This window comes from Colwellia sp. SU-HH01217, from assembly GCF_057543495.1.
Window position 1 is genome coordinate 125,229 of record NZ_BAAJLX010000008.1, and the last position, 24,348, is coordinate 149,576.

At 37.3% G+C, this 24,348-nt stretch carries 22 protein-coding genes and 1 pseudogene; 11 read left to right on the top strand and 12 right to left on the bottom strand.

Annotated features, from left to right (window positions below):
- Nucleotides 1-29 precede the first annotated feature (29 nt).
- Nucleotides 30-1,475 (top strand): mercury(II) reductase, encoded by a 1,446-nt coding sequence (gene merA, locus AC27G3_RS11605; protein ID WP_487050177.1) that lies wholly within the window; start codon nt 30-32, stop codon nt 1,473-1,475.
- Between the two features lie 180 nt (nt 1,476-1,655).
- Nucleotides 1,656-1,883, top strand: coding sequence for a hypothetical protein (locus AC27G3_RS11610; RefSeq protein WP_008131218.1), 228 nt, complete (start codon nt 1,656-1,658; stop codon nt 1,881-1,883).
- Between the two features lie 208 nt (nt 1,884-2,091).
- Here the strand turns inward: AC27G3_RS11610 and AC27G3_RS11615 are convergent, their stop codons facing one another.
- From AC27G3_RS11615 to AC27G3_RS11630, 4 genes are all read right to left on the bottom strand, one after another.
- Nucleotides 2,092-5,292, bottom strand: a complete 3,201-nt coding sequence (locus tag AC27G3_RS11615) for an efflux RND transporter permease subunit (RefSeq protein WP_487121709.1) — start codon at nt 5,290-5,292, stop codon at nt 2,092-2,094.
- 11 nt (nt 5,293-5,303) lie between these two features.
- On the bottom strand, nt 5,304-6,560 hold the full coding sequence (locus AC27G3_RS11620; protein ID WP_487121711.1) for an efflux RND transporter periplasmic adaptor subunit: 1,257 nt from the start codon (nt 6,558-6,560) through the stop codon (nt 5,304-5,306).
- 63 nt (nt 6,561-6,623) lie between these two features.
- A complete protein-coding gene (locus AC27G3_RS11625) occupies nt 6,624-7,841 on the bottom strand; it encodes a TolC family protein (RefSeq protein WP_303451140.1) in 1,218 nt (405 codons plus the stop codon).
- A gap of 83 nt (nt 7,842-7,924) precedes the next feature.
- On the bottom strand, nt 7,925-8,275 hold the full coding sequence (locus AC27G3_RS11630; RefSeq protein WP_303451138.1) for a hypothetical protein: 351 nt from the start codon (nt 8,273-8,275) through the stop codon (nt 7,925-7,927).
- A 180-nt stretch (nt 8,276-8,455) separates the two neighbouring features.
- On the opposite strand from AC27G3_RS11630, the gene AC27G3_RS11635 reads away from it, so the two are divergent.
- From AC27G3_RS11635 to AC27G3_RS11670, 8 genes and pseudogenes are all read left to right on the top strand, one after another.
- Nucleotides 8,456-10,393: a cytochrome c/FTR1 family iron permease gene (locus AC27G3_RS11635; RefSeq protein WP_077283677.1), complete on the top strand. Its 1,938-nt coding sequence runs from the start codon at nt 8,456-8,458 to the stop codon at nt 10,391-10,393.
- 218 nt (nt 10,394-10,611) lie between these two features.
- The gene (locus tag AC27G3_RS11640) at nt 10,612-11,511 is read left to right on the top strand and encodes a cation efflux transmembrane domain-containing protein (protein ID WP_303451131.1); all 900 of its coding nucleotides are present in this window, start codon (nt 10,612-10,614) and stop codon (nt 11,509-11,511) included.
- A gap of 80 nt (nt 11,512-11,591) precedes the next feature.
- Nucleotides 11,592-11,828 (top strand): annotated as a pseudogene (locus AC27G3_RS11645) (transposase); the annotation flags it as partial.
- A 28-nt stretch (nt 11,829-11,856) separates the two neighbouring features.
- Complete coding sequence (locus AC27G3_RS11650) at nt 11,857-12,501, top strand: class I SAM-dependent methyltransferase (protein WP_077283681.1); 645 nt, start codon at nt 11,857-11,859, stop codon at nt 12,499-12,501.
- Between the two features lie 81 nt (nt 12,502-12,582).
- Nucleotides 12,583-12,879 (top strand): hypothetical protein, encoded by a 297-nt coding sequence (locus tag AC27G3_RS11655; protein ID WP_233131303.1) that lies wholly within the window; start codon nt 12,583-12,585, stop codon nt 12,877-12,879.
- 71 nt (nt 12,880-12,950) lie between these two features.
- Nucleotides 12,951-14,243, top strand: coding sequence for a TolC family protein (locus tag AC27G3_RS11660; protein WP_077283683.1), 1,293 nt, complete (start codon nt 12,951-12,953; stop codon nt 14,241-14,243).
- Between the two features lie 70 nt (nt 14,244-14,313).
- Nucleotides 14,314-15,210 carry an efflux RND transporter periplasmic adaptor subunit gene (locus tag AC27G3_RS11665; protein ID WP_008114330.1) on the top strand — a complete coding sequence of 299 codons (897 nt, stop codon included), beginning with the start codon at nt 14,314-14,316 and terminating at the stop codon, nt 15,208-15,210.
- 10 nt (nt 15,211-15,220) lie between these two features.
- Nucleotides 15,221-18,349, top strand: coding sequence for an efflux RND transporter permease subunit (locus AC27G3_RS11670; RefSeq protein ID WP_487121715.1), 3,129 nt, complete (start codon nt 15,221-15,223; stop codon nt 18,347-18,349).
- A 72-nt stretch (nt 18,350-18,421) separates the two neighbouring features.
- Here AC27G3_RS11670 and AC27G3_RS11675 read toward each other — a convergent pair whose 3' ends face one another.
- Complete coding sequence (locus AC27G3_RS11675) at nt 18,422-19,315, bottom strand: cation diffusion facilitator family transporter (RefSeq protein WP_487121717.1); 894 nt, start codon at nt 19,313-19,315, stop codon at nt 18,422-18,424.
- On the bottom strand, nt 19,302-20,033 hold the full coding sequence (locus AC27G3_RS11680) for a transglutaminase-like domain-containing protein (RefSeq protein WP_487121719.1): 732 nt from the start codon (nt 20,031-20,033) through the stop codon (nt 19,302-19,304). Before AC27G3_RS11680 ends, AC27G3_RS11675 begins: the two co-directional genes overlap by 14 nt.
- A gap of 77 nt (nt 20,034-20,110) precedes the next feature.
- Between AC27G3_RS11680 and cadR the strand changes: the two genes are divergently transcribed.
- Entirely contained in the window at nt 20,111-20,500 is a 390-nt protein-coding gene (gene cadR / locus AC27G3_RS11685; RefSeq protein WP_036985255.1) for a Cd(II)/Pb(II)-responsive transcriptional regulator, read from the top strand.
- 259 nt (nt 20,501-20,759) lie between these two features.
- Here cadR and AC27G3_RS11690 read toward each other — a convergent pair whose 3' ends face one another.
- The 6 genes from AC27G3_RS11690 to AC27G3_RS11715 all read right to left on the bottom strand — a co-directional run bounded on the left by AC27G3_RS11690 (nt 20,760) and on the right by AC27G3_RS11715 (nt 24,240).
- The gene (locus tag AC27G3_RS11690; RefSeq protein WP_487121721.1) at nt 20,760-21,065 is read right to left on the bottom strand and encodes a hypothetical protein; all 306 of its coding nucleotides are present in this window, start codon (nt 21,063-21,065) and stop codon (nt 20,760-20,762) included.
- A gap of 7 nt (nt 21,066-21,072) precedes the next feature.
- Entirely contained in the window at nt 21,073-21,471 is a 399-nt protein-coding gene (locus AC27G3_RS11695; RefSeq protein ID WP_487121723.1) for a hypothetical protein, read from the bottom strand.
- An 11-nt stretch (nt 21,472-21,482) separates the two neighbouring features.
- Complete coding sequence (locus AC27G3_RS11700; RefSeq protein ID WP_487121725.1) at nt 21,483-21,821, bottom strand: hypothetical protein; 339 nt, start codon at nt 21,819-21,821, stop codon at nt 21,483-21,485.
- On the bottom strand, nt 21,818-22,858 hold the full coding sequence (locus AC27G3_RS11705) for a hypothetical protein (protein ID WP_487121727.1): 1,041 nt from the start codon (nt 22,856-22,858) through the stop codon (nt 21,818-21,820). Before AC27G3_RS11705 ends, AC27G3_RS11700 begins: the two co-directional genes overlap by 4 nt.
- 223 nt (nt 22,859-23,081) lie before the next feature.
- On the bottom strand, nt 23,082-23,441 hold the full coding sequence (locus tag AC27G3_RS11710; RefSeq protein ID WP_008113112.1) for a hypothetical protein: 360 nt from the start codon (nt 23,439-23,441) through the stop codon (nt 23,082-23,084).
- Between the two features lie 346 nt (nt 23,442-23,787).
- Nucleotides 23,788-24,240 (bottom strand): hypothetical protein, encoded by a 453-nt coding sequence (locus tag AC27G3_RS11715; RefSeq protein ID WP_487121729.1) that lies wholly within the window; start codon nt 24,238-24,240, stop codon nt 23,788-23,790.
- Between the last annotated feature and the right edge of the window lie 108 nt (nt 24,241-24,348).

The window sequence follows — 24,348 nt, forward strand, 5'->3', positions numbered from 1 at the left end:
AATAGCAGTAAAAAAATTAAGGAATTATTATGTCTTCGGATCAATGCTCAACAAGTTGTTGCTCTAAGAGTGAAAGCGACCAGCTACATGTTGCAATTATTGGTAGCGGCTCTGGTGCCTTTGCTTGTGCGATAAAAGCCGCAGAAAATGGTGCTAGAGTCACAATTATTGAAGGATCAGATGTTATTGGCGGCTGCTGTGTCAACGTAGGATGCGTTCCATCAAAAATTTTAATTCGTGCTGCACAATTAGCGCACCAACAACGAAGAAACCCATTTGATGGACTTGAGAATAATAACCCTCAAATAAGCCGTGCTCTGCTAGCTCATCAACAAAATTCTCGTGTTGAGGAGCTGCGTGAAGCTAAATATGAAGGTATTCTAAAGAAAAACTCGGCATTATCTTTGATTAAAGGCTATGCAAGTTTTAAAAACGAAAATACATTGACCATCCAAAAATCAGATGGCTCTAATGAAGAACTACTTGCCGATCGGATATTGATAGCCACTGGCTCAACTCCGTCAATTCCGCCAATTAAGGGATTGGAAGATACCCCTTACTGGACTTCTACAGAAGCACTATTCGAACAAGAGTTACCTGAAAGCCTAATAGTAATTGGCTCTTCAGTTGTTGCGCTAGAGATAGCTCAAGCCTACGCTCGTTTAGGGACTCGTGTAACCGTGTTAGCACGACATACGCTATTGTATTGTGAAGATCCGTTATTAGGTGAAAAACTTAAAGGATGCTTTGAAAATGAAGGTATCAAAATCCTAGATAATACGCAGGCTAATAATGTAAGCCATGATGGAAGTCTATTCTCATTAGGTACTAATGAGGGAACATTAACAGCCAGAAAATTACTAATATCCACAGGTCGCTTTGCTAATACAGGTAAACTTGGCTTGGACAGTATTGGTGTTGAAACAGAAATGAATGGAGCGATCAAAGTCAATAAACGCATGGAGACATCAATAGCGAATATCTATGCAGCAGGTGATTGCTCTAACATGCCTCAATTTGTTTATGTAGCAGCGGCAGCAGGAAGTAGAGCAGGAATAAATATGACAGGTGGTGATGCTATACTTGATTTATCTACCATGCCTGCTGTGATTTTCACTGACCCACAAGTTGCAACTGTAGGTTTAACTGAAGAGCAAGCCATATCTAAAGGGCTTGATGTTATTAGTCGAGTTTTGGATATGGAAAACGTGCCAAGGGCATTAGCTAACTTTGAAACTGATGGCTTTATTAAGTTAGTTGCTGAGAGTAAAAGTGAGCGTATTATTGGGGCACAGATATTAGCGCATGAAGGTGGAGAGTTAATACAAAGTGCTGCATTAGCTATTAGCAATCGAATGACCGTTACAGATTTGGCAAACCAATTGTTTCCATACCTAACTATGGTTGAAGGGTTAAAGCTGTGTGCTCAAACCTTTAATAAAGATGTATCTGAGCTTTCATGCTGTGCTGGTTAATCAAAACAATATGGAAGAAGTTCGCCCTCTACTATTACCTAATATACACAAATAATGAGCTTAAAGCTGAAGTGCCCATTAAAAGCTTGTTCTTCCCTGATCACAAGTGTTGTTATCTCATACAGAAAATGGCGATTTCCCAAACTAGGTACTTTAATTGGACACTAGGGGAAATGCGTAATGTTGATTATGAACCCATTGACTATCAATACAGATATAGCGAATGTTAATTTCGCTAGTAGTGTTCTGCCGTTTTTAAATACCGTAACGAAATCAAATCTTAACGTACTTACTAGTGATTCGGTCAATATCTCTCGTTTTGGTATTGAACGCTTGCATAAAGATAATGGAGCAAAAACCACAAAAGATATCGAACAAACCTCTAACGAGGCTGTAAGTGTCACTTAAACTATTGGTCAAAATAAGTCAGCAAATAATTTAAATCACGCACAAGCTAAAGAGCTGAATAATAAAATAGCTTCTTTACTATAGCAGTTATTCAAACCATCTATTTTTCCTGCAAGACAATGACCCATCTCTTACCACTTAACATTATAAAATTATTCCGCATCAGCTACGTACCTAATACGGAATAATCTAAGTTAGGCTATCTTAGTTAACGAGACAACTCCTCAATTTTTTTCCTTGAAAACCAGCGATATAAAACAGGTAATACAAACAGTGTTAACAGCGTGGCCGTTACCAAGCCACCTACAATAACACTGGCAAGTGGGCGCTGGATTTCAGCACCTACACCATTTGACATTAGCATTGGGATTAATCCTAATGCAGATGTAATTGCTGTCATAAGTACAGGTCTTAATCTTGACGTTGCTCCTTCAAAAACTGCCTTGGAAGCCTCTAAGCCATCTTTTATTCGTTGGTTGATGCTTTCTACCATTACAACCCCATTTAATACCGCTACACCGAATAAGGTAATAAAGCCTACTGAGCTTGGTACAGATAAATATTGGCCAGATATATACAGGGAAAAAACACCGCCAATTACGGCTAGTGGCACATTCACTAAAATCAGCATAGCTTGACCAACAGAGCCAAAAGCAAAGTAAAGTAACAATGCAATTAGCGCTAAAGACAGAGGTACAACGATAGCTAGTCTGTTTTGAGCACGCTGCTGGCTTTCGAATTGGCCACCTATTGCTACCGAGTAGCCTGAAGGTAGGTCAACTTTCTCAGCAATAACTTTTCTGATGTCGGCTACTACACTGCCCATATCTCTATTCTGAACGTTTGCTTGTATAACGACACGCCTTTGAACATCATCGCGCCTTACTTGAGGAGGACCTGATTCAAATGAAACAGTTGCAACATCACCTAAGCGTACCCAGGCACCTGTTGGTGACTGAATTCGAATATCTGAAATAGCTTCCTTATTTCGTCGATATTCTTCTTCAATACGCACATAAATATCATATCGCTCGTTACCATTGATGATTTGTCCAGCTTCAACCCCTCCAATACCATCTCGCACAACTTCCATTATATCAACAACTGAAAGTCCAAAGCGCGATAGCTCTTGCCTATTAGGTTTTACGACAAGTTGCGCTTCACCTGCAATTTGCTCAAGCGCAACATCTCTTGCACCATCAACACTCTTTATAGCTGCTTCGATCTCTTGCCCTTTAGTTGCTAAAACTTCTAACTCAGGACCAAATAACTTTATCGCCAACTGAGCTTTTACGCCAGATAGTAGCTCATCAACACGCGTTGCGATAGGTTGAGAAAAGTTGAGTAGCAACCCTGGGAATTCTTCTAAAGATCTCTCCATTTTTTCTTGAAGTTCATATCGATTAGATGCACTTGTCCACTCGGAAACTGGCTTCAACCCTATGTAAATTTCTATGTTATTAACAGGCTCTGGATCTCCACCTATTTCTGCTCGTCCAATTCGACTCAGGGCATAGGTTACTTCAGGAAAGGCCATTAATTTTTCTTCTAGAATTGGAGCCACAGTGAGCGCAGTATCTAAACTAGAAGAAGGTGCAAGGGTTACCCTTAAGTTAATCGTCCCTTCTTCTAATTCTGGAACGAACTCAGTACCAATGTAGGGAACCAACGCAAAAGCCGACACAACCAATAACAAAGAGGTTGAGATAATTAACTTGGTATGTTTTAAAGCGAATGTTAGACCCTTTCTATAGAGTTTATCTAATGGTTTAAGAACAAAGCTTTCCCTCTCTTTCACACCAGATTTAAATAGATAAGTTGCCAGTGCTGGTACTATAAACAACGCAACCACAATAGCAGATATAACAGCTAAAATGATGCTTATTGCCATAGGTTGGAATAACTTTGCCTCAACACCTTCAAAGCTAAATAAAGGCGTAAATACGACTAAAATAATAGAGGCTGCAAAAAAGACGGGACGAGCCACTTCTTTACCAGCATTTTGAAGCCGTAATTTAATACCATGCTCATCTTGTTCTACATCATGTGGATCAGTATCAGCACTAGGCACTCTTTCTTTTACAGTTTTTAAATGGGTAGAGTCTGGTCTATTTAAATGCTTAAACATATTTTCAACCATCACGACTGAACCATCAACTAGCATACCAATAGCGACAGCTATTCCGCCTAGCGACATTAAGTTAGCAGATATCCCCCACCAAGCCATGATCATTAACGCAATACCAATAGAAATTGGAATTGAAATTAATACCAAGAAGGTTGCACGTAAATTCATTAAGAATAGAGCCAATACAATACATATGAAAATAAATGCTAGTGAAAGTGCAACAACTACCGTATCAACGGCTTTTTCAATCAAATCAGCCTGATCATAAAATGGCTCAAAGCGAACACCTTTAGGTAATGCTTGATTAATCAATGGGATTCTTGCATTGATACCATCAATGGTAGCTTTAGTATTTGACCCCATGCGTTTTAAGACAATACCAGAGACAACTTCACCTAAGTTCTCTACTTTACCATTGGGTGATTTTCGCGTCATAGTGACAGCACCTTGACGAATTTCACTGCCCATTTCAACTTTAGCAATATCCGAAACCGTCACAACCGTCCCATCAACTGTTTTGACGGGAACTTGTTTAATATTACTTATTCCAGCGTCACCACTTTCAAACCAACCTGTACCTCTAATAACAAGCTGCTCTTGCCCACGATTCATATACCATCCGCCAACATTGGCATTGTTGTTATCTAGGGCACCAACAACGTCTTCTTGGGTTAATTTATAAGAAAGAAGCTTAGATGGATCTACATTTACTTGGTACTGCCTAACAATACCTCCAAAGGAGAGTACATCAGTAACACCATCGACAGGCATAACGAGTAACTTCACAATCCAATCGTTAAGACTTCGAAGCGCCATAGCATCATAGCCTGCATCTTTATCAGAAATAAGAAGGTACTGAAATACTTGGCCCAGCCCTGAGGTGTTTGGCCCCATTTCGGGTGTCCCAACACCTTCAGGTATCAGTTCTTTTGCGGCTTGAAGACGCTCAAATACGAGTTGTCTTGCAAAGTAAATGTCGGTGCCTTCTTTGAAAACAACCGTTACGCCAGACAAGCCTGTTTTAGAAATTGAGCGCACTTGTTCTACATCAGGTAAGGCATACATTACCGCTTCAATGGGGTACGTAATGAGCTGTTCAACTTCTTCAGCAGCCAGTCCTGGCGCTTCAGTATTCACAGCAACTTGAACATTAGTAACATCAGGGAAGGCATCCAAATTTAGTTTTGGAATAACCATAATTGCGCCAACCATGGTGGCAAACAGCGCAATCAAAATCAGGAGTCTATTATTAACAGACCAATCTATTATTTTATTAAACATAGTTTTGCCCCTTAGTGGTTATGCGGATCGAATCCGCCTTTAGCGATTTCAGACGCAACAAAAAATGCACCTTTGGTTACAATTCGCGTTCCACTATCAAGGCCAATGATTTCTCTAAAACCACCTAAGGCTCGGCCTAGTTCTACTTCTACAGCTTTAAATTCTCCAGGGTGGTCTTCGACAAATACGGTCCAATCACCATCGGCACTACGGATCAATGCCTCTTCTGGCACAGCCATCACTTTCTGCTTTGTGGCGAACTGAAAGTAAACTTTTACAAACATGCCTGAATGGAGGTTATCATCCGAATTTTCTACTCCTAATCTAATAATTCGAGTACGAGTAATAGGGTCAATTGTATGGGCTTCTTGGATAACTTTGGCATTGTAACTCTGGCCTTCTAATTTAAGTACCGCAGGAGAGTCAATTGATAAATTAAGCTTTTTATTTGGAGAAACTTTTGCTTCAACCCATAATTGTTTTTCATCAGCTAGCAACATAACGGTATCCCCAGCATCAACACGTTGCCCTTGGATAAAGTCGTCTTGAAGCACTACTCCTTCACGCTGTGCCGTTAACGTATATTGCCCGAATGCCTTAATATCCTTATTAGAAATACTTTTAATTGCTTTTTCAGTTAACCCTAAAGCAATGAGTTTTCCGTATGAAGCGTTGTAAGTCGTTTCAGCTTGTAATAAGCGGCTTTCACTTACTGTTTTATTACCTAGTTTTTTAATACGTTGCCATTCCGTTGAAGCGATTAGATAGTCCGCTTGCGCTTGTGACATGGACTCACTAAATAGAGTGACCAGTTTTTGTCCCTTATCTACATGTTCGCCAAGCGCTGCATGGCGACTGATAATAACTGACTCTGTACGTGGGGATACCACATAACTTTTATAGCCATTAGCTTTTATTTCGCCAGGTGCATACACGGTGCTAAATTGATATTCAGGCTTAACACTTTCCACTTTGATGTTAGCAAGCGACATCTTCTTTGGATCAATAGTGATACCTTCTTCATGCTCTTCTTCCTCTTTATTATCACCTTCATGGCCGTGCTCATCATGACCATCTTTTTCTTCTTCATGTCCCTTTTCGTGATCGTCATGATCATCTTTATGTTCTTTTACATCTTGCTTCGAAACCTTTGCGACAGAACCAGTACCATCTGACGACTGTGCAAAAGCATGATGATTTGTAGTAAGCCCAACTAACAGGCTGCTAATTACTACGGCTAATAATTTTTTACTAAATATTGTATTCATTTTTGTAACCTATATTTTTGATAAATTTAAGATTTCGTTTTTCGCTACTGAAAAAGTAAACGTTCAAATCTCAAATTTTGATAACTGACCCATACTTAAAACGAAAGATATTTCTGCAAGCTTGAATTGATTTTCCAAACGTATTCCTGCGTGAAGACCTTCAGCACGTTGATTCAATGCAAGTAGGTAGTCAGAAGTATTGATGTCACCAGCTTCCCAGCGCTTATTTAATAAATTTGCGCTGCTATCTAATCTGCCTTGTGTGAGTTTTCGCCATTGCTCATAGTATTTTTTACTTACATTAAACGATTCATAATTAGCTTTTGCTTCAAAAGACTGCTTTCGATAAACCGACCGAAAGTTAGCCTCTGCTGCAATTGCTTCTGAATAAGCGGCTTTAACAGTATCTGAATAGTTATTTCTGATGTTTAAAGGAACTGAGAAAGTCAAACCAACCAAGTCTTCATCTCCACTTCTCCCTGCGCTAATTCCAATGGTTGGATTAGCTTTAGATTCCATAGTGGTTAGCTGAGCTTTAGTTTGTTGTCCCTTCCATTGCGCTTTAGCGAGTTTAACTTTTGGATGATCTTCAACCCACTGAGAGTTAAATGAATAGCTTGTTGCTCCAAAAGTAAATGAAAACAAATTGGCAGTATTAGACGTCCAATCAGGCAATAACTCCTGAACCTTTACCTCTGCATTTTTCAAAGCAATTTGCGACTCAGATATTTCACTGAAAATTTGGGACAAGTTTAAATAGACCAGTTCAGCGTCAAGTGGCTCTAGAAGTCCTGCTTTTCGCTTATCTTCAACAATTCCAACGAGCGTTTGTAATTGATTTTCTCTTTCTGAAAGTAACTGAGCCGCCTTTTTTGCTGCTTGCCAATTAACTATTGCAGTTAAAGCGTTAGCCTTTTTAGAATCGAGTAGAGATAACAACTGTTGCTGGTTTGCATAAACATCAATTTCACCAATGCTTTTATTTGCTGATTGCTTATCCCAAAAATCAATCGTTTGACTGATACCAATAGAGTAATTATCAAAATCCCCCTCTTTTTCATAGCTTGCTTCAAGCTCTGGGTTATATACGGCTTGAGTTAAGCTTTTTGCTCTATGATTACTTGCATTAAGTAACTCTTTAGCCGCAACAACTTCGGGATCTTTATTTATTTGACTATCTAGCCATGAAATATTTTTCTGTTTGCCATAACTGACAACTGAAAAACTCACAGCCATGCATAAAGACAGGACTAACCCTGTATTTTTTAAATATATATACATAAAAATTCTTAATTTTAAAATTAATAAACACGAACCCTTTATCCATTATTAAAGGATAAATAGGTCATTAAAAATCAATCTAATTAAGAAATGGGTGGACGAAGTATCGCCTCAAGGTAGGTATTTGTTTGATCAATTTGATATGGCGTTTTATTGATAATGTTTAGTTTGCCCGTGGTATTTGAATTACTGACTAAAATCCAAGATAAGTGACTGCCACTGCAATGACCGCAGTGATGACAATCTTTTTCATTATGCTGCTCATCATCTGTATTATCGTTTAAGGCATTTCGGTCATCGGCATGATCATGTTGAGTTTGAAGATGTTCTATATCAATCTGGTGATTCTCAGATGTTGAAGATGCGACAGCAGTTAACGATTGTAAAACAATCGAAACAACCAATAGCATTTTTAGTACAACATTAAGGTTCAAAGTTATTACCTAGTAAATATAGTAATTAAAATACTAGCAGAAACTATTTACTTAAACTAGCTTTCCCAGTCAGTTTCCACGCTTTTACATTAAATAACTTTTTATTTGACTCTATAGCCACTATAGATTTTACAATGTGATAATAAATATCATTTAGATTTGAACTGTGGAACTCATTTTATGCCCTTTTCCCCAAAAGTAAAACAGGAAAGCCAATACTATAACTATTTAAAGCCGCTAGCTTATTTGATCTTGCTAGTCACAGCATTTTTTTCAAAATTTTGTATAGCTTCCAATTTGGAAGAGTTTTCGCAGCATCGACAAATTATACAATTAGCAGAATATGTAGGTGTTGATTATGAGTCGGCTATTAAGGACGGCCAAGTTATTAACGATGATGAATATCAAGAAATGCTTGAATTCTCCAAGTTGATAGTTGAAAAAACGTCAATTAATAATAATTATATGCGTTCACTCAATGAGAAAGCATTAGCTTTACAAACAGCTATTTCAACTAAGCAAAATGCAAATATTGTCAGGAAAATTACATCTGAGTTACGAATTTCATTATTGGCTATGATGCCAGAGCTACCTCTCCCTAAAAGGTTACTTTCTAAAGAAGCGACGTTTTCTTTATTTGAAAATAACTGTGCGAGTTGTCATGGTATTTCAGGTCAAGGAAATGGTGTTTTGGCATCGGGATTAGAGCCTGCTCCTACCGATTTTACCGATAAAACACGTGCAGAAAACCGTTCACTTTTAGGCTTATTTGATGCCATATCTAATGGGCTTGATGACACTGCCATGCCTGCATTTACACAATTAAAAGAACAGCAGAAATGGTCCCTTGCATTTTATGTAGGTGGTTTGGCATTTAAATCATCAAGTGAATTAACAAAACCATCACAATCAATTTCATTACAAAATTGGATAAATTATAGTCCATTAAAGTTATCGACAGAAACTGACGGATTAACTAAAAATGAAATTGAAGGATTAAGGGCTAATCCTACATTATTGTTTACCAATCAAAGTAGTCCTATCGCTATAACCAAAACTCAATTAGCTGCCGCAAGCAATGCGTATAAAAATGAGGAGTACGAGAAGGCTAAGACACTTGCTGTGAGTGCTTATCTAGATGGTTTTGAATTAATTGAAAATAGTTTGGATGCACGAGACAAAGATTTACGAAAAAGCATCGAAGGAAACTTGATTAAGCTTCGTCAAGTTTTAAGTAACGCGCAACAGGTTAATCAATTTGAAAGCCTTATGGAGATTACTGTGGGGCAACTCCATGATGCGGAAGAATTGTTGACAGAAACCACTTTGTCAAATGAAGCTCTTTTCACTGCAAGCTTAGTTATCTTACTAAGAGAAGGTTTAGAAGCGTTGCTAGTTGTACTGGCTTTAATAACAGTATTAATTCGAACTAAACGTCATGATGCCTTAAAATATGTCCATTTTGGTTGGTTCAGTGCGCTATTAGCAGGTTTTGCTACTTGGGCGGTAGCACAGTCAATTATCAATATCAGTGGTGCGAGTCGGGAAGTCATGGAAGGTATTGCTGCAATGGTTGCAGCAGTAATGTTGTTTTATGTTGGGATCTGGATGCATAGCAAAACGAATGCTGAACATTGGCAGGCATATATTCAAAAGCACATTAATTCACAATTAGAAGCGGGTACACTGTGGGGACTAGCAGTGCTCTCATTTATTGCTGTTTATCGAGAGGTTTTTGAAACAGTCTTATTCTATCAATCACTTGTAACACAAGCCTCAACAACTCAATACTCATTTGTTATCAGTGGATTTTTATTCGGGGTAGCTGTGTTATCGATTCTTGCATGGGGAATGTTTAGATATTCTGTTAAATTGCCAATTGCTCGTTTCTTTTCTACAACAACTTACTTGCTTTTAGTTCTATCATTCATATTAATGGGTAAAGCCATCTCAGCTCTTCAAGAGGCTGCGATTATAGGAATCACTCCGTTACCTATTAATGTGGAAGTTACATGGTTCGGTATAGGTTCTACTTGGCAAGGTATAACAGCTCAGGTGACCATTCTGATATTATTTTCACTGTATATGTATCGTTCAAGGAATCGCAATGCCTCATAATTTACACAGTAGTTAGTAATCATTCATTGAGCATCACCACTAACTTAATTAAGAGCAGTTATTTTACTAGCTAATCTTAAAACTGGGATGTTATTAGAAGAGTTAAATCGTCTTAATACTTAATGTCGGAAACTCACCAATAAAGATTATAAAACCTATTGACTCTATAGTTGCTATAGATTTTATACTCAACGAAATATTGTTACGGAATGTTAAATATGTCAGAAAAATGTAGTGGTCAGTGTCAATCATCTCCTACCAACGAAGACGTAAAAATTGATACACAATTAGATAACTATGGTGGCGCGTTTGTCAGTACATATAAAGTGCCTCAAATGGACTGTCCTTCAGAAGAGAGATTGATTAGGTTAGCGCTTGACTCTATTAAGCCTTCCGTTGGGTTGCAATTTGATATCCCTAATCGATTGGTTAAAGTTTTCCATGATGACAATTTAGAAGAGATCACAAATAAACTTCAATCACTAAATTTAGGTTCTCAATTAGAATCAACAAAAAAAAGTTGCAGCACAGAAGCTGCAAAAGCAAAAAATCTAGCCCAAAAAAATGAGATGAAAGAAGCGTCAACGCTAAAATGGTTGCTGGCTATTAACGGGATCATGTTTTTTGTAGAAATAATTGCTGGGATTATTGCACAGTCTGCTGGCCTTATTGCAGACTCATTAGATATGTTTGCTGACGCTGCCGTATATGGTTTGGCTATTTATGCGGTAGGTAAAAGTATCAGCATGAAACTTAGAGCGGCACATATCTCTGGTGTGCTTCAGATTATTTTAGCGCTAGGTGCTTTGAGTGAAGTCGTAAGACGCTTTATTTATGGTAGTGAGCCTATGTCATCTTTAATGATGATATTTGGTGGAATAGCACTAATCGCTAACATTGCTTGTCTGTTTTTAATATTTGGCAATAAAGAAGACGGCGCTCATATGAAAGCGAGTTGGATTTTTTCCGCAAATGACGTTATCGCAAACATTGGCGTAATCTTAGCTGGCTTATTAGTTACAGTAACAAGCAGCCGTTATCCAGATTTAGTGATTGGTTTGATAATTGCCCTTGTCGTTTTAAACGGTGCTCGCCGCATCTTACAGCTAAAGTATTAACTGAAATTAATCATGACCATTTATTTAAATTTTAAAACCATTATTGACACCTGTATAGCTATTTTAAGTCTGGCTCAAACAGCCATTGGCAGGTTGAAAGCATGCATTGGATGTTGGATATGAACTTTAGAGAAGATGAATCGAGAATACGTAAAAAGCAGGGACCACTTGTTTTTAATGTGATGCGAAAGATAGCAATGGCACTCTTTAAACGAGATACATCCAAGTCAGCCAGTATGGCTAGGAAAAAGAAAATGGCAGGGCTTGACGATGATTATCGCTCAACCCTGTTAGAATCTGGGATTAAAATGCGCTAGCCGTGAACAGCTAAAGGTAAATGAACTTATGAAAAACAATACCTACATTCCACCACTACGATTTCATTGGTTAACGAGTTTTTATGACAGCCTCGTTGCTATCACCACGAGAGAAGCATTTTTTAAAAAACTGATTGTTGATAAAGTTGCCAACGTCAAAGGAAACAATCTACTTGATGTTGGTTGTGGAACAGGAACGCTCACAAAATTAATAGCTGAAAAATCACCTAAACATACCGTAATAGGCTTAGATGCAGACCAAACAGCTCTAGATATTTCACAGAAAAAAGTTATAGGCAAAGATCTTAATATTTCTTTTAGACAGGGCTTTGGACAAAAAATGCCTTTTGATGAAAACTCTTTTGACATCGTAGTTTCAAGTTTGTTTTTTCACCACTTAAACAGTTCCGCTAAGCTCGCGACATTAACTGAAATTCGTCGGGTACTGAAACCGGACGGTACTTTAATAATTGCAGACTGGGGAAAGCCTACTTCAATATTTCAACGGATATTGTTCTTTGTCGTTCAATTATTAGATGGTTTCGAAACTACAAAAGATAATGTAGATGGAGTTATTCCCTCTTTGGTGGTTGAATCAGGGTTTACTCATGTTTCAGATTTAAACATAGTCCCAACGCCTTTGGGAACTATCAGACTGATTGAAGCGAACTAGATAACAATGAACCTAATGCACCCATCATATTTTAAACCATATATATCATACGTGATAATGATTTTAATCGCGGTGCAGTCTGTGTTTTTTTCGCTAGAAGAGCTTGAAATAAACTTGATAGAAAGTTCTTTTAACACATCACTAACTGAGTCAACTACCCCACTAAAAGCTTCAGAAACCTCCAATATATTTGAAGTAAATAATAGCAACAGTTCAATTGAAAATTGTAATTTTTGTTGCTGTTGTCACTTGTTTTTAAATGCAGATTCTTCTTGTAATATTTTACAAGCAATAGATCATTTTCCTACCTACGCCTTAGTTTCTCCCGAGCTAAAAGGCTATATGTCGGTGCCATTTCGTCCCCCTAAATACGCCTAATTTTTATATCAAATTTAAAAAGGTCAACATTATTGACCTAAATAACAATATAAATTTATAGGAAAGTATATATGGCACTTTATACCTGTGTGCATCGCAAGATAGAAATTTTGAGGTGTGTAACACCTCGGCTCAAATATATCGCGTTTCTCGCTTTGTCACTTTTTACATTTAATGTTTATGCATTTGAAAAGCAGTTAAATCTTCAAGAGGCAATACAGCGAACGCTTAAACAAAATCCTGAACTCAAAATATTTGATTTCAAACAAACCGCATTAATAGGACGAGAACAAACAGCAAGTTTAAATCCCGCTTATGAACTAGAACTTGAAGCCGAGAACTTTGCAGGCTCAGGTGAATTTAATGCATTCGACAGCGCAGAATTAACTGTCGCTCTATCTTCGGTTATTGAAATGGGAGATAAACGCTCAGCGCGAATTGGGCTTGTTTCAAACTCAAGAGCATTGCTCACTGCTGAAAAAGAGGTAGCAGCACTAAACTTGATGGCTCAAGTCACTGAAAAGTACGTGGAAGTACTTGCAGCCCAACAAAGAGTTATATTGGCAGATAATGCACTGAAGTTAGCACAAGAAACGTTAGAGATTGTATCTCAACGTAACCGCGCAGGTGCAACTCCTGAGGCTGAAGTGAAACGCTCAAAAGCAGTTATTGCTCAGGCAAATCTAACTGTTCAATCGGAACAAAAGCGCTTGGAATATTTAAAACTTTCTTTAGCAGCTTTCTGGGGAGAAAACTCTGTAACCTTCTCTGAAGTACAAGGTGATCTTTTTCAGTTTGGCAATAACAGTGACTTTAACAGCCTTTTTGCGAAGTTAGAAAAAAATCCAGCGATTCAAATCTATGCAAGCGAACAACGACTAAAAGAGGCTGAAATACAGTTAGCTAAAACAGAGTCAACTGCCAATATCAAATGGTCTGTCGGTGTTAGGCGCTCTCAAGAAGCTAATGATACGGCACTGGTCGCTGGTTTTAGCTTACCTTTGTTTGCTGAAAAGCGAAATTCTGGCGCAATCGCTAGTGCCTTAGCAGAGCGTGATCAAGTTGCTATAGAGAAAGAAGCGACTAAGTTAAGATTTAGAAATCACTTACTGCGAGCATACTCCAATAGAAAACAAGCCATACTAACGGCAAATTCATTAAAGCAGTCAGTTATTCCAATGCTTGAAGATGCACTGGAAGATACTCAAGACGCCTATCAAAAAGGTAGATATGGCTACCTTGATTATGTATCGGCTAGACAAGAGTTGTTAAATGCTCGGCGAACCCTTATTGACGCGGCATCTGCTGCCCTGATTTACGGCGCAGAGATAGAAAAACTAACAAACGAAGCGCTGTCACTCTAAATAAACATCACTTTAAGATTAATAACAATTTATTGATTCAGTTATTAACTGAATCGTTTAGGAATTAAAAATGAAAAACTATTTACTCGCACTATTGATTTTTATCGGGCATTTATCACCCATTCAAAGTGCTTTCGCTAGTGAAGATGAACATGAAGGCGAAGAAGGCATTAGCAAAATTAACAATAACATGGCAAAAAGGGTTGGTGTTGAAACAGCCTATTTAGCTTCAAAAACGTTGAACCAAACTATCCCTGTATACGGCGCTACGACGATAGGCGCTGAACAATTATTTCAAGTTGGCGCTAGATATAATGGCGTTATAAAGACAATAAACTCCACTGTTGGTGATAAGGTAAAAAAAGGCGATCTATTAGCCGTTATTGAATCTAACGAAAGCTTAAATACCTATAAGATAATTTCCCCTGTTTCTGGGACTGTTTTACAGAGAAATGGAAATATTGGCGGTATCACACAAAACACCAGCTTGTTTGAAATCGTCAATTTTGACACGTTGTGGGCCGAATTTAAGGTTTTTACTAGCCAGTATAATCAAATCAGAGTCGGTCAGTCTGTTGATATTGAGCATGGTGAACAAGCATTCAACTCAACCATCACCAATATAATTCCAGCTATAGATCAGTCATATGTTTTAGCACGTGTACGTTTAAATAACACTGAGCTAAACCTAACCTCAGGCCAATTATTAATGGGTAGCGTAAAGATAAACCGATTTGAGGTGGATTTAGCCGTCGAGAAAGTTGCCATACAAGAACTGGGAGGACAATTTGGTGTCTTTGTAAAAGAAGATGAAGAGTATGAGTTTGCACCACTTGTCCTCGGTCGTTCAGACAAAAACTATATCGAGGTCATTGATGGCCTCAGTAAAGACGCTGAATATGTAAACAAAAACAGTTATCTGATTAAAGCAGATATATTGAAATCTGAAGTAGAAGACGACGATTAGGAGACGCAATATGATTGAATCAATTTTGCGTCTTGCAATAAATAGGCGCTACTTAGTATTAAGCTTGCTGATGGTAATCATCGGCGTTGGTATGTGGAGTTATCAAAAACTTCCCATTGATGCAGTTCCAGATATAACAAACGTACAGGTACAAATAAATACTTCTGCTCCCGGTTATTCACCTTTAGAAGCAGAGCAAAGGGTAACCTTTCCTGTAGAAACCGCGTTAGCTGGACTACCAAAACTGTCTCACACCCGTTCCCTGTCAAGATATGGTTTATCCCAAGTAACCGTTATTTTTGAAGAGGGAACAGATATTTATTTCGCACGCAACTTAATCAATGCCAGACTAGCTGCGATAAAAGGCGTTATTCCCTCTGGCTTAGAGCCAGAAATGGGTCCTATTTCTACAGGGCTTGGCGAAATATTTATGTATACAGTGCAAGCTTCTCCTGACGCTAAAATGTCTAATGGAGAACCTTATACCGCTATTGCCCTGAGGGAAATTCAAGACTGGATCATTAAACCGCAATTGGCTCAGGTTAAAGGCGTCATTGAGGTCAACAGCATCGGCGGCTACAACAAGCAATATCACATCACGCCGAAACCTGAAAAATTACTTTTTCATCGTGTAAGCTTTGAAGAAATATCTGATGCATTGCGTAAAAACAATGATAACCGTGGCGCGGGTTATATAGAGCAAAACGGACAGCAAGTGTTAGTACGCTCCATTGGGCAACTAGCGACAATGGATGAAATCCTCAATGTCATCATCAAAAAGAACGATGGTATTCCTGTAAAAATAAGTGATGTTGCCAATGTTGCTATAGGAAAAGAACTTAGAACAGGGGCTGCTACTCGTAATGGCATTGAGACAGTGCTTGGTACAACCATGATGCTGATTGGTGAGAATTCTCGTACCGTTGCCTTAGATGTAGAACAGAAACTCAGTGAAATACAAAAATCTCTTCCAAAAGGCATTATCGCAGAGCCTGTTTATGATAGAACAACGTTAGTAGATAAAGCGATTGCAACCGTTACCAAAAACCTCGTTGAAGGTGCGCTATTAGTTATCGTTGTACTTTTCTTGTTGCTTGGAAATTTACGCGCCGCATTAATAACAGCCGCCGTAATACCACTATCAATGTTAATGACAATTACAGGTATGGTACAAGCAGGAGTATCTGCTAACTTAATGAGCCTTGGTGCATTGGACTTTGGTTTGATAGTGGACGGGGCTGTCATCATCGTTGAAAACTCTGTTCGTCGGTTAGCTGAGGCGCAACACAACGGTCATAGGCAAGACCTAAGGGAACGACTAAATACTGTTTTTGAAGCCACTTCAGAAGTCATACGTCCAAGCCTGTTTGGTGTAGCCATTATCACAGTGGTATACATACCCATTTTCACCCTAACTGGTGTTGAAGGGAAAATGTTCCATCCTATGGCGGCAACTGTCGTAATGGCGTTAATATCAGCCATGATCCTTTCAGTTACACTGGTTCCTGCTGCTGTTGCGATATTTATGAAAGGTAAAATCAGCGAAAAAGAAAGTGTTGTTATTCGTTCAACCAAGTCTATCTATAAACCATTGCTAATTATGGCAATGAAATTTCGTTGGATTATTGTTTCATTTGCAACGCTGTTAATGGGGTATAGCCTTTGGTTAGCAACTACGCTTGGGACAGAATTTGTTCCACAATTAAATGAAGGTGATATTGCACTACAGGCGTTAAGAATTCCTTCGACTGGCCTAGAGCAATCAGTAGAAATGCAAGAAGTACTTGAAAAACGTATTAAAGCATTTCCTGAGGTTGATAAAGTATTTTCGCGCATCGGTACTCCAGAAGTTGCGACTGACCCAATGCCACCGAGTATTGCTGATATCTTTGTTATATTAAAACCACGCAAAGATTGGAATGAACCTTCAAAACCGAAGAGTGAATTAGTTGAAGAAATGGAAGAGGTATTGAAAAACATTCCTGGCAACAACTATGAATTCACTCAACCTATTCAAATGCGTTTCAATGAATTGATTTCAGGTGTTAGAGCAGACATAGGTATCAAAGTATTTGGCGATGATTTGGATCGGTTATTACTGACCGCAAAAGATATTCTAAATATTGTGAAAACCGTCGATGGTGCAGCAGATGCCCGAATGGAACAAGTCACAGGTGTTCCATCTTTATCGGTAATCCCTAAACGCGAAGCGCTTGGTAGGTATGGATTGAACGTTACCGAATTGCAAGACTGGGTTGCCACTGCAATAGGGGGGGAATCTGCGGGGATCATTTATGAAGGAGACAGACGATTTGAGTTAGTTGTTCGTCTACCGGAGCAAACTAGAACGGATATTGATGGTTTGAAATTTCTGCCGCTTCCACTTGAGAATGGTAACTATGTGCCACTTGAAGAAGTTGCAGAGCTTAAATCAGAGTCTTTACCCGCTCAAATTAGCCGTGAGAACGGTAAAAGAAGAGTTGTGGTTACCGTCAATGTTCGTGGTAGAGATTTAGGCGGTTTTGTCAAAGAAGTGAAAGCTAAAATTAATCAGGAAGGAGAAATTCCAGCAGGATACTGGCTTGATTATGGCGGAACCTTTGAACAGCTAGAGTCAGCGAGTAAAAGATTAAGCTTAGTTGTGCCGATCACATTAGTTGTTATCTTAGGTATTTTGGTTATTGCATTTGGTTCATTAAAAGATGCATTGATCATTTTCAGTGGCGTGCCTTTAGCATTAACTGGGGGCGTATTCTCTCTTTATTTAAGAGACATGCCTTTATCTATTTCGGCAGGTGTCGGCTTCATTGCATTGTCAGGTGTTGCCGTATTAAATGGCTTGGTTATGTTGGCTTTTATTCGAGACCTTTGGCATGAAAAAGGCGATCTTTACTTAGCGATCATTGAAGGTGCCATCATTCGTTTAAGACCTATTTTAATGACGGCACTAGTTGCAAGTTTAGGTTTTATTCCAATGGCGCTAAACACTGGAATTGGAGCAGAAGTACAACGACCACTAGCAACAGTTGTTATCGGCGGTATTGTATCTTCTACCATTTTAACTTTGTTTGTATTACCTGTTTTATATCAGTGGGCGCATGGCTCAGAGATTAGTAAACAGCAATCTGACGAAATTTAATGCCCCAAAAGCAGCTTAATTTATGTTTAAGCTGCTTTTATATTTAATCTTTTTTATTTCAACTTTTAAAGTTTAATTCGCATCGTCTCGGCAACTTTCATTTAAAAACTCAAACTCTATCGTCGTATGCGATAAATGATAGGAAGCTAATTTAGTTGCAACTTCTTGTTTAAGTCTAATTAAGTTTTCAACTTCAAAGTTGTCACTCAGCTCAAGATGAGCTGTTAAAACGTGACTTTCACCATCTAGTGACCAAAAGTGCATGTGATGGATACCATTAACTTCTGGAAATTCCATTAATGATTGTTTAATACGTTCTTGGGTCTCTTTTTCTGGTGCCGCTTGAAGAAAAAGTACCAACGTTGATTTCAAGTTTCTAAAAACGTTAAATAAGATAAATAGCGTGAAGCCAATTGATAATAAAGGGTCTAAAATTGGCAGTTCAACAAAAAAAAGTACGACAGAAACAATAAGAACAGCAACCCAGCCAAGTACATCTTCAAGTAGATGCCATGTCAGCACTTTTTCATTTAGTGTTTCACCCGCTTTTAATTTAAATACCGCATATCCGTTAACGACAACACCGAGTATGGCAAGTCCCAGCATCCCCTCAACTACAGGCATTTCAGGATTGGACAACCTCGGTATTGCTTCAAATAAAACCCAAATAGAACCAATAATCAAAACGATACTATTTACCAATGCACCAAAAAGTGTAAGTCGGCGATAACCATAACTGAATTTGTCTGATGCTTCTTTATCTGAAAAACGACTTAAAATCCACGCAAAACCTATTGAAAGACTATCACCAAGATCGTGAACTGCATCAGCCATTATCGCCGTACTGTTAGTGAGCCAACCACCTATAAATTCGATAATAGTGAATGTCACATTAAGGAAAAATGCCCAACCAATACGGTCATCTTTACCATGTTGATGACTGTGACTGTGACTATGGTTGTGCATTTTGTACCTCTAGTACTTTTTTATTTCTTAGTTTTGATACATTCATATTAATCAAGTGACGTATCACGCGTTGATATATCCAACGTTTGACCCCCGACAAGTTAGTCCCTTTTTCGAGATAGAACTCATCAGGGGAATCATAAAGCCCAAAGTCGTCATGAATACCTTCTTTTTGAATATAGGTATCCTCTCCACGCCAATCTGTATCTGGTGATGAAAAGCACTTTGTTGCAACACCATAGCCACAAAAATCATCTTTTTCTTGGTCAAATTTCTGTTGTAGAGAGTTTAAGTATTGTTCATCTAATATGAAACCTTCTAAATTAATCCAGTGCCCATCAAAATAAACTTCTACCCAACTATGGATAATATATTTAGGTGCTAGCCAAAATATATAGCTGGGAATGGCACCTTTTTGTAATTGCTGATCAATGGTAAAACCATGGAAACGACACTGGATACCTAATCCACGCAAGAGTGCCATTAATAGATTACCCTTAGTATTACATTGCCCATAACCATCTGCTAGCACATCGCTTGCTGCAATATCATCGCTTTCATTATAGCCGAAGAGAATCTCATCTTTTACAAACTGATAAGCGGCACCAATTTTGTTGAAATCATCCAAATTTTTCCACCCTCGTTTATTAATAAGAGATTGGATATTCTTGTGTTCAAAATTAACAACATTCGTATTATTTAAATATTTCTCAGCCATTTTATACTCCGGTTAACTTGTATATTATTACTATAAATCCTATAGTAACTATAGAGTCAAGTTTGTTAGGGAATTTTATGAAAATAGGCGAGTTCTCAAAAAAATCAGGTTGTTCAATACAGACAATTAGATATTATGAAAGAGAAGGATTGCTGTTAAATCCAAACCGTTCAGAAGGTAATTTTAGGCTGTATGATAGTAAAGCACTAAAACAATTGGAATTCGTAAAACATTGTCGCAGCCTAGATATATCACTCAATGATATTAAACGTCTTATCGAATTAAAAAATAAGCCAGAAGAAAGCTGCTCTAGCGTTAATGCATTAATTGATCAGCAACTCGCATTAGTGAATAAGCGTATGAAAGAATTAAGAGCGCTTAAAGCAGAGTTACAACAGATGGCAAGTGCTTGTGGCTCAAACAATACTATTGAAGCATGTGGGATCATTAAGTCACTAGATAGTTAATCTTTTTAAGGCTATGCAGGCAGAATATAAATCGTTAATACCTACTACTGTTAATACCACTTTGTTAAGATTTACCAACAGTAATTGCACGCTCCGACATAAAATCATCTGATGCAACATCAACTGTTTCAAAATATGAATCCCAACTTTTTCCTTCAAAAGCAGTAATCAAGTCAACTAGTTGATGAAACTCACCTCCAGATTCTGAAAGATGTTGAGCATCCCAGAGCTGATCAAGCCACTTTAACGCAGACGTTAACTATTCCTGATTATTTATTTTATTTGCTGACAAGATATCTTTTACATCAATTCGTGAACCACTATCATGCTTTTCATCATTAGGCTCAATAACTGTTAAACTATCACCGCACATATCAGCAAAGCACTTCTGGCAGAGATCAATACTGATTTGATTGCCATCACCGTGAATACTTCCATAGCCACATTTATGATCAATACTTATAAACTCATGAAATTCGTAGTCATCTTGAGTTGCTTGTTCTCCACAACCATCACAAGTTAGTTTAGAGATCACTTTAACAACTTTATCTTCAAAATTTTTCATGATTACTCTAAATTTTTTGCTGATTCTTTAATAGCATTAACTCTTCAGTGTTCTTGTCTATAGACAATAAAACAAGGCTATCTTCGGTTAATAAAATGCATCGTTTTAACGGATGATGATGATCATCTAACCGCCTCAATATTGAGTTTAGCTCGCGTTTAAACTTAGCTGGCCTAAGCACCTTGCAGCTTAAGTTGGCAATTTCTAGGCTGGAACTACCCAGGCTTTTGAATTCAATAACATCACCAACCTCAAAATAATCACTTAATTTATCTTTTGGCAGTGAAAATAATACACTGCTATCTGAATCATCTTCAAATGCAGTTGGGCACCTATTTACTTTGACTTCAAAATTTTCATTGAGATGATCGACTGAGGTTATTGTTGCCCTTTGATTATGTTTCATTTGACCACCGTTCAATGTAATCGTTTTGCATCTTCACGCTCTAATTTCTCTCTTGCTTCAATTACTTCAGCAGGTGAAAGCAACAAATGTCTCATGACTACAAATTCAGATAATCTCAACTCAAAACTTTCGGGTTTATCTTCAGTGACATAGCAATTATCACTTTTTGTAATAAATTCAAAATTATTTTGTAATTGAATTAGTGATGTTATTATTCGTTGACCTGCGGGAAATCGATACGTTTGATCTGAATGAACAATACCGAATAACATTTCCCCAAGAAATATTTTCTCACCATTATGGAAATCAAAAACACTCAATACTGTTGCTTCTTTTAAGAATGTTTTCATAGTGCATTCACCAGCCAATCCACGTGAGCAAAAGGTCGCAAGATCATTAAGTAATAGGAGTTATTGAAAACAATTCGAAATTTACATGCATCTTTACGAGATAAAAGTGAATCATTAATCCATTGGTTTTTCGATGAATAGCACTTTTCACCGTCCTCGATTTTGTTCAGAAAAATGCACTCAAGAGTTAATCTTTCACTTCCTAAATTTAAAATAAACACCTGCTTTTCTTCAGTATCTTTTATCCGAATATTAATATTGGAGGCGTGTCCAATGTCAGTGATTGACAAATGCGGTGATAATGGGAAACCATATACCAGATAGTTTTGGTTATTTATTTTAAAATAACAAGGATTTCGGTCAGGAGTATCTGATTCAAAATTTGATAAGCAGTCACAGCTATCAGCTACCCATTTAATATGTTCATCTATTTTTATTCTTTCTTCGTTTTCTTGAGCAGATGAGATATCTGTTTGTGCTAGATTTGTATGAAGAGAATGCTTTACGTTATCAACTGAGAACTCATCAAATTGAACTTTTGTTGCTATCATACGAAACGGTATTTCATTGATTAACAGATCAGTGCTTAAAACAGCTTGATGATCTTGCAATGATTCGAAAATTGGTTGCCACTTTAATTCGAGATGTTCGGCATCTATTATAAATTTTGACTCATTTTCGAGACCAAATAATTTATATAAATTTGAAATCAAATCAATATTAGAAATATTTATTACTGCCTTCGATTCTAGTCGAATCGCCATTTGTTCTATTTCTAAATAGAGATCTTCAATTAACTCTTTATCTTCCACTTCACAAATCAAAAGATATTTTAACTTTTGATATTCAGATAAAGCCCCAAAACTTGATGCATAATTAAATTCAGCTATTGAGTCGCATAAATCTTCAAAGTCTATATGTTGGTAGATAGTTTTTGCTAATAAATCATAACCAAATGATTCAGGTAAATTTAGAGATTTTGCAAGAAGTTTAGCTTGGAGTGTTAACTTTAAGGTTAATGTGTCTGATGTGATCATTTAGTTATCCATAAATTAAAACAAACAACAGCCTACTAACGCCAGTTTGTTAATTATGAAAACCAAATTTTTACGGATGCTCTGCTTCATCGTTCATATTTAAATATCAGCTAAATATGTGTAGGCATAGGCTGTCCGTTCAGCCTTTTTTGCTAATATATATGAGAGTAAAACGATTGTAAACAGAACAGGATTATACATATCTGTATAATTTAAAAGGGTTTTATTTTATTTTACTTTTAAAATCAGTTGGTTCAATACCGAAAATTTCAACAACGCTATTTTCGTTTATTTTTATTTTTTCAACCCTTTCATTAAAACGAGACAAAATATTATTCATATCAGTATTGAGAAATTTCAGAAGGAAGTCTTCTGCTTTAGGGTGTAAAGCCGCTAATATCAAATTTTTATTTTCAAAGGAGTCAGACTTCAGCAATGAAATTAACTGTCCATAACTATCACAGCCATAAACAACATAGGACAACATTTCTTGGCTTTGGCCAAGCGGAATAGATAATTTTTTCGAAAGCCTTTTGGCTTGCCTTTTAACATTGTTAAGCAAGTCTTCATTATTAAGCAACATGTTTTCACCAATACAAAAATACGCAACAAAAAGCCCACTGCACTTCTTGTTGAATAAATTTTTATTGGAAAATGATCCGCTATGCGAATTAACTAACTAATCAAAGTAAATCCATTTCGTCCGCTAATGTGGGAACTGGCCTCTTTGATACGGCCTGACTTTACAAGATTAAACATACAAAGCCATGTCTATTATTACACTAAATTCCACTTTAAGTAATATGATAAACAGTTTTTACTGCATTGATATTATTCATCAAGGTAATACATATCATGGCTAAAAGATTTTTCTCGATGAGGGGAACTTTAATACGAGCAGCGTCCATAATTAGGAGGATTGAAGCACATTAAGCCGTTTCCATTGGAGCCGTAACAAATAGCCCTCCATTACTTACTATATCTTTAAATACACCTGAAATAGCATAATCAACTAATGCTGCTGTCGCAGCTTCTAGAAATTTAATAAGGACTTCGCCATTGTGATTGTGATTGTGATATTGATAAGACATTTTTAAATCTGTCGCAAATTTAGATTTGTTGAAAACATACCTTGCGAAATCTTTTCTTTGTTGAAATGGTAAGTACTGACCGTCAATAAAATATAAATATTCGATGCCTTCGTCACCAGCAACACTTACATTTTGCTTAATTAAAATTTTTGAAAACTCGTACTCTTTTAGTATTTCAAATAACATAAAGTGCAGGATTTCCCGATCTTTATTGCTAAAATTCTTATTGCTAAGTAGCTCTTTTTTCAACTCTTCTTTTAATTCACTTTTATAAAAACAATTTACGCTCATTTTGTTACCTTAATATTATTTTTTATGCCATCTCCTATCAATTAACTCCTGACAATCATTTTTACACAACTAACAGATTGAAATCTATACTAAAAAACAAATATTCGA

Coding starts and splice junctions, on each gene's coding strand:
- merA (WP_487050177.1), top strand. CDS start 30: ATGTCTTCGGATCAATGCTCAACAAGTTGTTGCTCTAAGAGTGAAAGC.
- AC27G3_RS11610 (WP_008131218.1), top strand. CDS start 1,656: ATGTTGATTATGAACCCATTGACTATCAATACAGATATAGCGAATGTT.
- AC27G3_RS11615 (WP_487121709.1), bottom strand. CDS start 5,292: ATGTTTAATAAAATAATAGATTGGTCTGTTAATAATAGACTCCTGATT.
- AC27G3_RS11620 (WP_487121711.1), bottom strand. CDS start 6,560: ATGAATACAATATTTAGTAAAAAATTATTAGCCGTAGTAATTAGCAGC.
- AC27G3_RS11625 (WP_303451140.1), bottom strand. CDS start 7,841: ATGTATATATATTTAAAAAATACAGGGTTAGTCCTGTCTTTATGCATG.
- AC27G3_RS11635 (WP_077283677.1), top strand. CDS start 8,456: ATGCCCTTTTCCCCAAAAGTAAAACAGGAAAGCCAATACTATAACTAT.
- AC27G3_RS11640 (WP_303451131.1), top strand. CDS start 10,612: ATGTCAGAAAAATGTAGTGGTCAGTGTCAATCATCTCCTACCAACGAA.
- AC27G3_RS11650 (WP_077283681.1), top strand. CDS start 11,857: ATGAAAAACAATACCTACATTCCACCACTACGATTTCATTGGTTAACG.
- AC27G3_RS11660 (WP_077283683.1), top strand. CDS start 12,951: ATGGCACTTTATACCTGTGTGCATCGCAAGATAGAAATTTTGAGGTGT.
- AC27G3_RS11665 (WP_008114330.1), top strand. CDS start 14,314: ATGAAAAACTATTTACTCGCACTATTGATTTTTATCGGGCATTTATCA.
- AC27G3_RS11670 (WP_487121715.1), top strand. CDS start 15,221: ATGATTGAATCAATTTTGCGTCTTGCAATAAATAGGCGCTACTTAGTA.
- AC27G3_RS11675 (WP_487121717.1), bottom strand. CDS start 19,315: ATGCACAACCATAGTCACAGTCACAGTCATCAACATGGTAAAGATGAC.
- AC27G3_RS11680 (WP_487121719.1), bottom strand. CDS start 20,033: ATGGCTGAGAAATATTTAAATAATACGAATGTTGTTAATTTTGAACAC.
- cadR (WP_036985255.1), top strand. CDS start 20,111: ATGAAAATAGGCGAGTTCTCAAAAAAATCAGGTTGTTCAATACAGACA.
- AC27G3_RS11690 (WP_487121721.1), bottom strand. CDS start 21,065: ATGAAAAATTTTGAAGATAAAGTTGTTAAAGTGATCTCTAAACTAACT.
- AC27G3_RS11695 (WP_487121723.1), bottom strand. CDS start 21,471: ATGAAACATAATCAAAGGGCAACAATAACCTCAGTCGATCATCTCAAT.
- AC27G3_RS11700 (WP_487121725.1), bottom strand. CDS start 21,821: ATGAAAACATTCTTAAAAGAAGCAACAGTATTGAGTGTTTTTGATTTC.
- AC27G3_RS11705 (WP_487121727.1), bottom strand. CDS start 22,858: ATGATCACATCAGACACATTAACCTTAAAGTTAACACTCCAAGCTAAA.
- AC27G3_RS11710 (WP_008113112.1), bottom strand. CDS start 23,441: ATGTTGCTTAATAATGAAGACTTGCTTAACAATGTTAAAAGGCAAGCC.
- AC27G3_RS11715 (WP_487121729.1), bottom strand. CDS start 24,240: ATGAGCGTAAATTGTTTTTATAAAAGTGAATTAAAAGAAGAGTTGAAA.